The sequence below is a fragment of the Gemmiger formicilis genome (genome assembly GCF_016901605.1).
Taxonomy (GTDB): Bacteria; Bacillota; Clostridia; order Oscillospirales; family Ruminococcaceae; genus Gemmiger; species Gemmiger formicilis_B.
Genome location: NZ_JACJKP010000096.1, coordinates 1 through 11,326 on the forward strand (window position 1 = coordinate 1; position 11,326 = coordinate 11,326).

The window sequence follows — 11,326 nt, forward strand, 5'->3', positions numbered from 1 at the left end:
CGCCAATCACCCCGATATCACCCGCAAACGGGTACAGGTGCTCTCCGACATCGGGCGCCATCTGCCGCTCAAACTGATCCTGTGGGCCTATGAATTGGTCTGCTGCTCCTGTGAGCTGCATCCCCACAGTGAGAATTATTTCACCTCAAACGGCTACATTTTCTGTATTCAGCAGCGCTTGAAAAAAGAATGGTTTGCCGAGGGCACGCCGCTGCCCATCCAGGACCATATGTTCAATGCGCCCAAACAATACAAGGAATATCTGACGTTTTTCTATGGGGATTATATGCGTTTGCCGCCCGAAGATAAGCGCTATCCCGAACACGTCCTGGACTGACAGGGGGAAAGTATGTTGAAACGTTTTCTTGCAGATTTGCGCAAGTATAATTATTTTTGCTGGTATTCTGCCAAAACGGACTTGAAAGCCGAGGTGGCCAACTCCTACCTGAACTGGGTGTGGTGGATTTTGGAACCATTGTGCAACATGTTGGTGTATACCTTTGTGTTCGGTTCGGTATTCGGCAGCAACCAGCAGTATTATCCGGTCTTTATTTATTCCGGGTTGTTGATGTGGAATTTCTTCAGCCGCACGGTGACCTATAGTATCAAGTGTGTACGCATGAACCGGGATATTGTTACCAAGGTTTATGTGCCGAAGTTTACGCTGTTGATTTCCAATATGCTGCTCAATGGTATTAAGTTGGCCATTGCGTTGTGCATCCTGGCTGCGATGATGCTGGTGTTCCAGGTTCCGCTCACGCCCATGATTTTTGTGGCTATTTTTGTCTATTTGATTATGTTTATTTTTGCCTTTGGCTGCTCAACCATTTTGCTGCACTTTGGCGTCTTTATTGATGACCTGGGGTATGCCATTGCCATTTTGATCAACATGATGTTCTTCATGTCGGGTGTCTTTAACGATATTGCCACGACGGTAGCGGCGCCCTTCGGTCAGATTCTGGCCAACCTGAACCCGATGGCTTTCTTTATTTCGTCCATGCGCGGTGCCTTGTTGTATGGTATTATGCCGGACCTGCGTGTGCTGCTGGACTGGGCCATCATCTCCATCGCCTTGTGTGTGGTGGGGGTGCGCACGATTTACAAATATGAAAACAGCTATGTAAAGGTGGTGTGATCCTATGGCAGATGTTGCAGTTTCGGTGAAGGATTTGTGCATCGATTATCGCAATCTGGCGCACATTTCGATCCACCAGAGCATTATGAACCCTAATGCGTTGAAAAAAGCTGATGTGGTTCACGCAGTCCGTGGAATTTCTTTCAACGTGGAAAAAGGGGAAATCCTCGGTATTATTGGACGTAACGGCAGCGGCAAATCTACACTGCTCAAAGCAGTGGCGGGGATTTTCCAGCCGGATTCCGGCACCATCGAAACTCCCGGTGGCCGTGTTTCCCTGATGAGCATCGGCGTCGGCTTCAAGCCGGAGATTACCGGCCGGGAAAATATCATGACCAGCGGGATGCTGCTGGGCTATACGCCGGAATATACCCACAATAAGATGCAGGAGATCATTGAATTCTCCGAGCTGGGGGATTTCATTGACCGCCCGGTGCGCACTTATTCCAGCGGTATGTACTCCAAACTGACCTTTGCCATCACCGCCATGCTGGAAACTGATATCCTGCTGGTGGACGAGGTGCTCAGCGTCGGTGACGAGCATTTCCGCAAAAAGAGCTTTGCGAAGATGCAGGAACTGATTCTGGACGACAACCGCACGGTGCTGATCGTCTCCCATGATATTGGAACGCTGCGCAAATTGTGCACCCGCGTCATGTGGATGCATGACGGCCTGATCAAAGAAATCGGAGAGACCGACCCGGTACTGGACCGGTATCAGGAGTTTATGCAGTGATGGTGAAAGGGGAATCGCAAAGATGCCGGAAGTAGCGATACAGAAGAAAGTTCGTATTGCATGGATTGATTACTATAAGGGCCTTGTTATTGTTTTGGTAGTATTAGGCCACGCAACGGGGCTTTTTAATCCTTATATCTATCAGTTCCATATGGCAGCTTTCTTTTTTGCATCTGGCTATTTGGATACCACGGAAAATAAAAGTTGGTTAAAACTGGTTATAGACAAATTCTTTTCTCTTTGGCTCCCGCTTTTTACTTTTTTGGTCCTTTTCAGCGGAATGGATACCTTTCTTGTACATAATAATTGGTACAGTCTTATTTATCGTGGTACATTCCCGGGATTTTGGGTACGGTTGAGAGACTTTGTGGTACAAGGAAACTGTGGCAGCCCATTTTTAGGGGCATGCTGGTTTGTAGTTGTTCTAATGGGAATTATTCTCCTGCAAAAGGCTATACTTTTACTCTTGGGCGGGCAGAAAGGTCTGGGATACGCTGGAATAGCCGTCTTTTTGTTCCTAATGGGATACTGGATGATCGAATGCGGAAATACTTTGGCAGTGGGGCCTTTCCGGTTGGATCTTGTCTTCTTGGGAAATTTTTACTATTCGGCGGGTGCATTGTTTAAAAAGTGTCCCTATTCTGCAGCACAGCCGGGAAAAATAAAAGTGAAATTCCATCTGGCATCGTTTCTTATAAATGCTGTTGTTTTTTGGTATTTTGGCTGTTGTCGAATTACACTAGTGGATTGGCCTTCGAGAAATTTCCATGAACCTTTTTGGGAAGTTCTTGCTGCAGTGAACGGCATTGTATTTATTTGGAATTGTGCAATTCTTCTGCAGTTTGCACCACAATGGGTTCAAAGATGGGTTGCCTTTGTGGGAAAAAATACATTGGGCATTGTGATTTTTCATTTTTTAATGATTAAAATTACTTTGATTTTTGCTTCAGCAACAGGTGCAATTCCATGGGAAGATGTTACTGCAGTCGTTCCACCTACTGAAATGGGAAATCGATATTGGTTGCCTATTACGGTCTTTTCGCTTGTTGGTAGTTTGGTATTCTGGCAGATTTTCAAATCGATCCCAATATTGCGTGTTTGTGTTGGGCAGCAAAAAGAATGTTCTCAAAAAATATATTGTGCTATTTCGGAAAAGAAAGCCTGTAAGAAGCTTGCGACCATTACCGAAAAATGGAACTGTAAATATCAAAGTCAGCTGCGACGTTTGGTGAAACACCGCGTTGTTGCAGTAAGTTTATTTTCACTGTTGGTAATTGTGCTATCAGGGATAGTACTTTATGTGCAAAGTGGTGTTGGCAGCCCAATTAGGTTTATTCAATTGTTAGCTGATGGAGATTATGTGACGTGGACAGAGGGAAGATACGAAGATGACTGGGTGATGCCTCAGTCGGAATTGGAATGCAGAGTCTCTTTACGAGATACTTTGGTTATTGAAGGATACTATCCGGGGACTATTACAGGAACACAGCATATTACGGTTACGGTAAATGGAAAAACTGCTGATTCGATAACCTTGCAGGACAATAATTTTATGCTATCGGTAATTTTTGCTGAATCAGGTTCTTACTTGGTACAGATAGAGTGTGATTTTGTATATCCTTCTAGCAATGGAGACAGTAGAGAACTGGCGTTTGTTGCTACTTCTTTGGCACAGGAATAACGCGAGTTTGTAAAGGAGAAGAGGAAGATGAGTCAATGGAACGGTAAGCGATGGTTTAGACAGTATCGTTGGTGGTTGCTGGTTTTTGGAATCATGCTGGCGCTGGTCATTATTCCTTGGTGGACTCAAGGAATAATGTGCAATGACCAAGTGCAGCGACGAGCGTTGAGCATGGGAGGACCGCTATATTTCATACGTGAGATTATTGATATGCAGGTTCACAGCAAAGGGCGAGCGCTGTCTTCCTGGCTTGTGCCAGCAGCTATGTATTTGGACTTTGTGGGAAAGAGCCAGGTGGCCTTTCGTGTTATTCCAATTTTAACGATCCTCCTGGACATGTGCCTTTTTGGATGGTTGACCTATAAATGGTTTGCCAATAAAACACTATCTGTTTTCTGCTTTTTATGTATGTTGGTGTTTTTGCCCATCACCTGGGAACCAACCGTGCCGCAGACCTTTATTAATGAATATAATTTTTCTGTAGCACTTTTGATTCTATCGCTGGCATGGTATCAGAATTATCTCAAAAGCGGGAAAATCCGTTGGATGGTTGCGGCGTTGGCAGCATTTTTTGCGGTATGCACAACGTATGAACTTTTCGTCACCTATACGCCTTTGTTTTTGCTGATTTACTTGATTCAAAAAGGTTTTTCTCGCTCTAAAGAACTGATTATAAATGTAATTGCCTTTGGCGTTGTGGCAGTTTTATTTTTGTTGCTTTACAAGGGTGTCAACACATTATTCCCGTCCGAATATCAAGGAAATACTTTCGGCAGTTTGTCCCCCAAGGTGATTCTGCCGGTTCTGTTCTGGCTGTTTGTTTCGGCGATTCCGGGGTATTGGTTGCTCTTTAATAAAACAACACAGTATTTGTTCTCATCTAAAGTTTTAACTTCCGTGTCCCCTCTTCATATAGGTAACGTGGTGTGTGCAATTCTGATTGCGCTTCTTTTGGCTATTTTACTTTTTGGCCTTTTTCGGCATGCAAAGCACCAAATGTCGGAGACAAGGCAAAACCAAACGAAGGGAGTTCTTGGGTGGCGGAATATACTGATTGTTTTTACGGCATTGCTTTATATGGTGCTTCCAGCTCTCCCGCTAGCGCTTTCTACTATGTATCAAGGGAACGTGGGGCCAGGAAAAGGGTTTGAAGCTGTACCGGTAACCTATTTTCTGTATTTTGCTTCTTGCTTTTTGGTTTCTTTTTTGGTATATGGTATCGTAAAAAGATTGAACCGAATCGGGACTAGGGTGGTTATATCGGCGCTGTGTGTACTGGTACTGGGAATTCAAGTGATGAATGCCGGAATTGCAAACGTACAGCTGGATGATTACAAGCATCTAGAAAATATAGAAGCATTGCTTGATACAAATTATATTTCTGATGGTGAACCGATTCGAACAATTTATTCAACAGATGCTTTTATCAAGAGAAGTGTCTTGTTCATTGACGACGGTCACTATATAAATTATGCTTTCAATCAAGGAAACGCGGTAGGAATCCATAATTATGAAAAAATGCCGAACGAAATGCTCGATTCCGAAGCGGTTCTGTATGTAGATGATTACAAATTGTTTTTGACTAACAAAAATTATGTACTGGTTTTTTCTCCTGTATATATAAATGGAAGTGACTATGTGATTTGTGATCGAAACACGGCTCAATATACGGAATATGGGCAGGGGGTTAAGGACAACAACTTCTGGATTTATGCTTTCGAAAAAGGTGATTCTGGACTTACGGTTACAGATATTAATACTGTGGATTTTTAATAATAAGAAGTCTGAAATGGGGTTGCCCGAAATTTCGAATCCGAACTTCAACATGCACGGGACACAAAAGCTACATTGATGAAATAATACAGAGAATCCCCGGCTGAAACAGCCGGGGATTCTTTTTATAAACCTTTTTTGTAGACAAACTCCGCAAATTCAAAGTCCAGCGGGTTGTCAATGTCGGTGGCTTCTACTTCATCGATGGTGTAAATCAGGGGACAATATCCTACCACATTTTTGCACTCGATCATGGTCTGGCGCTCCAAAATATTGATGGCAAAGTTCAATGCCGCAATATCCGGCAGGTCCTGGCTGCGTGGCTGATGGCGCAGGTCGTAATTGATGGGCAGATTATCACGGAACAAAAATTCTTTGATCAGATGTGCACTGTTCAGGGAATCGTGTTTGCCTTTGTTTTGCTGGTAGGTTTCAATAGCTTTATACAAGGTTTCGTTCTTGAGCAAAGGGGTGGTCGCGTTGGCATACACAATGGTATCGCAATCCATATTTTCAGCCATGTTACGGTATACATCGCTCATCGAAACAGTGTTGGAAGCGTAGTACGGGTCCCGCTGTACTGCCTCACAGCCCAGCGAAGCGGCGAACTCCAGCATGGAAGGATCATTGGAGTTGACTACAATTCCATCCAAAAGGGAAATCCGCTTCAGCTGGCGGATTTTGATTTCCAGTAAGTTGCTGCCCGAAAACGGATGGATATTTTGTTGACGATTTTGGTGGAATTGGAGCGCACGGCAATCAGTGCTTTGATCATATCCATTCTCCCTGTGGTTACTTTGCAAAGAGAGAATCGAAGTCTACCCTCTCAAAAACTTCCAGTTTTCCGCCGCGTGTGGCGTTGTAAATTTTGATGCCATGAGTGTCGCAATACTGGCGTGCCGAGCGATAGGCCAACTCTACTTTGTCCTTTTGGTAAGCAGGCGTGTTCACCTTTTTTTCCTGATAGTCTTTAACAAAGTGATTACCAGCAGCACCGGTTTGTGGGGCGGCATAATTGTGATCACAGCCAATCAGATAAATTTCCGAGAAGCCGGCATAAACGGCGAATTGGATACAAACATAGGTGACCGAATAGCCTGTAAAGACACCGTAAGGAAAGTTGCTGTTGAATGGAGGTTCCTGCGTCCAATATTCGTATCGGCATTCCAAAAATGGGTAAATATTATCTGGAACCTGGGTATCCCAGAACGGTGGGTAATTCCATGCTATAAATTTTACCGGAACCTCCATGTCTCGAATCTCTTGCGCATAGTCTCGAATCAACATTGTGTCGCCGCACATATAGTAATCTGGACGCCATGCGGTCTTTCCAAAAGCTTTATAGATGTGATTTAAACTGATACAGTATTCGTGGTGAGCGTGCAACACGTCCAGATCCTGAATTTTTAGACTGGGACCAGTGGCAACGATAAAGCATCGTTTGCCCGCATGGAGATTATCGAATTCCGTTAGACGCGGAAACGGAACTTTCATGATTGCATATGCAGATTCAAGAGAAGCATCTACAAACTTGGCTTGGGGATAAAGGCGGCGAACTTCATCGCCCAGCTCTGGCAGTGCAGCGAAAACCGTACCGGAAAATTGTTGGGGAGGAGACAGAAGAGGCCCGAAAGTTTTCATAAACGACGGGATAAACTCTTCGGCGCAACCTTTTTGAGATGCCCAGAAAATTTGTGTACAGTTTTGTTGACGAAAATAGTCTAGCAATAAGGCTGCATACAGTCCGAAGCCATATACCAAAACGGGACCATCGGGAATGTGGGGAAAAATGTCAGAGTTATCGATGACATGAGGATATCCCGAATGAAGATGCGCGGGACAATCCATAATGCGAAAATAGGTATAAACACCACTGGCTTCCAGCTGAGCAATTATTTCAGAATCATTAAAAGGTGTGACGATGATGTATCGATTGTCTTTTCGGGACAGGTATGTTTCAAAAGAAATGACAGGGATACCGTCTACCTTAGAATTCTGCAACTTAACACTGTTATCAATAAAGGACAGTACTTTTTCTTTTCCCAGGTTGTTCAACATGCGGGAACCCTTAAGTCCAGCACCCCAGATATAATATTTTTCCATAGATTGGTCTCCTTTATTGAGCAAAGCAACGGTGAGAAAACAAAGACGACTCTACGAGCGATTATCATTGCAATGGCTTTTTATGCACCGTTTAGTAGATTCATTAGCCATATATACCGTTCCGGATGGTCTGTGTTTGTTTTTTGATAAATTTCCGTGTAAGGTTGGATTTTTTCCTTCAGGATGACAATTTTCTCGATGTCCCCGACTTTGCGTGCGTATTCCAGTAAGACGGCGCAGTGATATACATAAAAGCGCTTGACATAGTTCAGAACATCATCACTGATTCCATTAGCTTCAAATAGCTGAATGACCTTTTCATATGCGATGGGGGAGCCCAGGCATTTTAGGCGGCGATCCATGCTGTGCATGGCGGAACTATCCTGCTGGCGATAATGGTATAGGGAACGTGCCGTATAATGGGTTTTATCGGAAAGCAGATACAGTTGCGCAGCCAAGAGAACATCATGGCCCACGTTAACGGAAGTAAGAAAGCGAAAAGAAGCGCGCTTTCCGTCAAAATAGTCGGCAAGAAACAATTTGCTCCATAAATAACTTGCAACCCCGCGGTATTCGTCTCGGCGATAGATATAATACAGAAAATCCCGCATGCCCAGAGGTGTTTCCGGTACGGGAAGATGATTTACAGCCGGTTGGCAATGGTCCGGGTAATCGAAAGAATAACTGCACTGGGTGATCTGCACACCGTGGTCTTCGTCCATCATATCATGAAGCGTTTCCAGCATGTCAAGCTCCAGCCAGTCATCGCCATCCGCAAAATAGACATAGTCTCCGGAAATCGTATCCAGCCCAGCATTGCGTGCAAATGGCTCGCCCTGGTTTTTCTGGTGAATCACGTGAACACGAGCATCTTGTGCCGCGTATTCATCACAGATGGCACCGCTTTCGTCAGTGGAACCGTCATCTACACAGATGATCTCCAGATTGCGGTAGGTCTGGTTTACAATGCTGTTCAGGCACTGCCGCAAATAAGGGGCCACGTTATAAATGGCAAGAACAACTGAAATTTTTCCGTTGGGGGTCTTCATATGCTCTTTTAACCTCACTTCACGGTAGCCCAGTCGGGCACGCGGATATCGCTGACCGGGTGTACCTTGCGCTGGGCCTCGGGGGGCAGTTCCATATAATTGCCGAATTTGAAGCTCAGGTAAGCATCATAATCCCGGATGCCGTCAAAAGTTACGCCCTCAAACTGAATGGGGGCACTGTGCTCGTACCATTTCTTACGATAGCCGTACACTTTGTTGGGCGTGGGGAACGTCAGAATTCGCACCCAGGTGGCATTTTTACGGTGGGCAGCGGCCTGAATCATTCGGTCATAATGGCCGTATACCGTTTTTTCGGGAATACGGTAAAGCAGGCTGTACCAGGCACGCATAGCAGGGCTTTTATCTGCTTTGCGGCCTACTGCTGACCAAAAAATCTTGCGTACGCAGAAGCAATGAAAATTATGTACGGTACGCAGCAGTTTGTTTTCCGGTACGGCATCCAGCGGGAAGACGTCGATAAAAACGCCCTGCTCGTAGGGCATGTGCTCCTGGTGTTCCCGTAAAAACAATGTGTCTTTGCGGCGCAATTTTCCGTAGCCCCAGCGGTACCCGGGTGTGTTGGTGTGATCCTGAAAATAAAACCGGCTGGTATCCAGTTCTGTCTTGCAGGCCTCGCGGAATTTTTCATACTCCGGCCGCAGCAGGGCAATGTCGGCATCGTCATCCCAGGGGATAAAACCGCCATTCCGCACGGCGCCCAGCAGAGTGCCGGCAATGATATTATACCGTATGCCGCATTTTTTGCAGATGCGGTCTGCTTCCTGCAACAGCTCCAGCTCGGTCAGCTGCAGATTGCGCAAGGTGGTCTGGTCTAATTGGATCATGCAGGGAAACATCCTTTCGCAGGGGAAAATTAAAATTTGTGAGCAGTCCGTTCCTGCCGTTCTTTGATGAACCGTTCCAGTACGCCGGCCATTGCTACAGATTCGCTTTCCAGCAGTTTGAAAGCGCGGCCCTGATAGCCGGCGATCTGGTAGGCAAAATCGCTGATTTCGTAGCGCAGTCCATCGCCCAGGAAATTGACATAGTGCTCATCTTTGCGGTTGGGATCCTCATAGCGGACTTCGAAAGAGCGGGTCAGCCACCAGGGAGATTTGGCCAGAATATAACCATTGGTGCCGGCAATGACCAGCTGGCCTTCGGTTTTGACGCCGATGCCGGTTTTGGTGGTGGCAAGACCACGAGAAAACCGGAAGGATGCTTTGGTATAGGAGTCTACGCCATTGGGGGCCAGAATGCTGTCAAAACGCAGTGATTCATACTCGGTGCCAAACAGTTTGAAGACGGGCAGCAGGGTATAGCTGCCAAACTCCGTAAAGGCACCGCCGTAGGTGGCATCGTTCCATTCCCGCAATCCCTGAGGCGTCAGGCGGGAGAAAGCGGCCTCCACATCCCGGATACTGCCGATCATACCGCTTCGAGCCACGCCGATCAGCTGGGCAAAGCCCGGGCAATAGGCGGTTTTGATGGCTTCCATCAGGATGCGGTTGGCATCGTGGGCCATGGCATAGAGTTCCCGTGCTTCGGCAGCGGAAAAGGCCAGGGGCTTTTCGCACAAAACATGCTTGCCGTGGGCTAGGGCCTGCCGCACATAGTCGGCATGGGTCTGATGCGGCGAAGCAATATAGACAGCGTCCACTTCGTCGAAAAACTGCTGGATATTATCAGTGCCGATCTCCAAAGAAAAATGATCCGCAAAATCCATGGCGTGCTGACCGTTCGGATTGTAAACGCCCTGTACAGTAACACCGCTGACATATTTGGCTTCCGGCACAAAGCGTTGGGCAATGCGGCCGGTGCCGATGATGCCAATACGGATAATGGGGGTCTTTTTCAGACGCATCAGGGTAGAGGAAACGTTCTTGGTACGTTCCAGATAGACCACCTGGCAGTAATCCTGCAGGTAATCGAACTTGCCTTCCCAGTCGGAGCCGACGGCAAAGATGGAAACGTTATATTTTTGGATATCTTCTACCTTTTGACCAACGTGGTCTTCCACAATGATCTCATCGGCAAAGCCTGTGTTGCGTACATGTTCAATGCGGTCGGCCAGAGAGTCCACAATGTTCAGCTTCCCGCGGGATTCATCGTATTGTTCCGTGGTTACGCCGACGATCAGATAATCGCCCAAAGCTTTGGCGCGCTCCAGCAGGCGGTAGTGACCTTCATGGAACAAATCAAAGGAACCATAGGTGATGACCTTTTTCAGCGGTCCCTTTTTGGAAGGCGCCGGTTCTGCAATATGGTTGGTTTGGATATCGTTCATTGTTTCTCTTCCTCTTCCCAGACTTTCCAGGGGGCTTGGCCACTGTTCCACAGTGCTTCCAGCTGGCGGCGGTCCCGCATATTGTCCATGCATTTCCAGAACCCGCTATGGTGACGGCTTTGCAGCTGTCCATCCCGGGCAAGGGCCGCCATGGGCTCTTTTTCCAGTACCGTCTGATCCCCCTCAATATAATCAAATATACCGGGATTACATACCATGAATCCGATGTTGATCAGGTTGCCATCTACATCCTGCTTTTCCCGGAACCCCGTCACGGCGCCGTCGCCGCCTACATCCAGTACGCCGAACTGCTGGCCCACGTTGTAACAGGAAAGGGTCACGGTTCGGCCCTTCTCGCGGTGGTATTGTTCCAGCGCCCGAAGGTCAATGTTGGAAACTCCGTCGCCATAAGTAAGCATGAACGGCTCGTTGCCCACATAAGGCTGAATCCGCTTGACTCGTCCACCCGTCATAGTATCCAGGCCGGTATCCACCACCGTGACCTTCCAGGGCTCAGCCGAACTGTTGAGCACCTTCATGGAATTGGCGGCCAGGTCAAAGG

10 protein-coding genes and 1 pseudogene are annotated in these 11,326 nt (G+C 46.8%); 5 read left to right on the forward strand and 6 right to left on the reverse strand.

Annotation, left to right across the window (positions count from 1 at the left end):
• The 5 genes and pseudogenes from H6B10_RS08705 to H6B10_RS08725 form a co-directional block, all read left to right on the forward strand.
• Positions 1–337: pseudogene (locus tag H6B10_RS08705) on the forward strand (hypothetical protein); the annotation flags it as partial.
• A 12-nt stretch (positions 338–349) separates the two neighbouring features.
• Positions 350–1,135 (forward strand): ABC transporter permease, encoded by a 786-nt coding sequence (locus H6B10_RS08710; RefSeq protein WP_204651239.1) that lies wholly within the window; start codon positions 350–352, stop codon positions 1,133–1,135.
• 4 nt (positions 1,136–1,139) lie between these two features.
• Positions 1,140–1,871, forward strand: a complete 732-nt coding sequence (locus tag H6B10_RS08715) for an ABC transporter ATP-binding protein (protein WP_204651240.1) — start codon at positions 1,140–1,142, stop codon at positions 1,869–1,871.
• Between the two features lie 22 nt (positions 1,872–1,893).
• Positions 1,894–3,552: an acyltransferase family protein gene (locus tag H6B10_RS08720; protein ID WP_204651241.1), complete on the forward strand. Its 1,659-nt coding sequence runs from the start codon at positions 1,894–1,896 to the stop codon at positions 3,550–3,552.
• A gap of 27 nt (positions 3,553–3,579) precedes the next feature.
• Complete coding sequence (locus H6B10_RS08725) at positions 3,580–5,325, forward strand: hypothetical protein (protein ID WP_204651242.1); 1,746 nt, start codon at positions 3,580–3,582, stop codon at positions 5,323–5,325.
• A 125-nt stretch (positions 5,326–5,450) separates the two neighbouring features.
• Here H6B10_RS08725 and H6B10_RS08730 read toward each other — a convergent pair whose 3' ends face one another.
• From H6B10_RS08730 to H6B10_RS08755, 6 genes are all read right to left on the reverse strand, one after another.
• Positions 5,451–6,017: a cytidylyltransferase domain-containing protein gene (locus H6B10_RS08730; RefSeq protein WP_243427327.1), complete on the reverse strand. Its 567-nt coding sequence runs from the start codon at positions 6,015–6,017 to the stop codon at positions 5,451–5,453.
• Between the two features lie 100 nt (positions 6,018–6,117).
• The gene (locus tag H6B10_RS08735; protein WP_204651244.1) at positions 6,118–7,428 is read right to left on the reverse strand and encodes a 6-hydroxymethylpterin diphosphokinase MptE-like protein; all 1,311 of its coding nucleotides are present in this window, start codon (positions 7,426–7,428) and stop codon (positions 6,118–6,120) included.
• An 80-nt stretch (positions 7,429–7,508) separates the two neighbouring features.
• Entirely contained in the window at positions 7,509–8,477 is a 969-nt protein-coding gene (locus H6B10_RS08740) for a glycosyltransferase (RefSeq protein WP_204651245.1), read from the reverse strand.
• Between the two features lie 14 nt (positions 8,478–8,491).
• Entirely contained in the window at positions 8,492–9,322 is an 831-nt protein-coding gene (locus H6B10_RS08745; RefSeq protein WP_204651246.1) for a LicD family protein, read from the reverse strand.
• Positions 9,323–9,351: 29 nt separating this feature from the next.
• Positions 9,352–10,764, reverse strand: coding sequence for a Gfo/Idh/MocA family oxidoreductase (locus tag H6B10_RS08750; protein WP_345941725.1), 1,413 nt, complete (start codon positions 10,762–10,764; stop codon positions 9,352–9,354).
• Positions 10,761–11,326, reverse strand: a 566-nt coding sequence (locus H6B10_RS08755) for a sugar phosphate nucleotidyltransferase (RefSeq protein ID WP_204651247.1), incomplete at its 5' end; no start/stop codon positions are given. The genes H6B10_RS08755 and H6B10_RS08750, both read right to left, overlap by 4 nt.

Coding starts and splice junctions, on each gene's coding strand:
- H6B10_RS08715 (WP_204651240.1), top strand. CDS start 1,140: ATGGCAGATGTTGCAGTTTCGGTGAAGGATTTGTGCATCGATTATCGC.
- H6B10_RS08745 (WP_204651246.1), bottom strand. CDS start 9,322: ATGATCCAATTAGACCAGACCACCTTGCGCAATCTGCAGCTGACCGAG.
- H6B10_RS08750 (WP_345941725.1), bottom strand. CDS start 10,764: ATGAACGATATCCAAACCAACCATATTGCAGAACCGGCGCCTTCCAAA.
- H6B10_RS08720 (WP_204651241.1), top strand. CDS start 1,894: ATGCCGGAAGTAGCGATACAGAAGAAAGTTCGTATTGCATGGATTGAT.
- H6B10_RS08740 (WP_204651245.1), bottom strand. CDS start 8,477: ATGAAGACCCCCAACGGAAAAATTTCAGTTGTTCTTGCCATTTATAAC.
- H6B10_RS08710 (WP_204651239.1), top strand. CDS start 350: ATGTTGAAACGTTTTCTTGCAGATTTGCGCAAGTATAATTATTTTTGC.
- H6B10_RS08725 (WP_204651242.1), top strand. CDS start 3,580: ATGAGTCAATGGAACGGTAAGCGATGGTTTAGACAGTATCGTTGGTGG.
- H6B10_RS08735 (WP_204651244.1), bottom strand. CDS start 7,428: ATGGAAAAATATTATATCTGGGGTGCTGGACTTAAGGGTTCCCGCATG.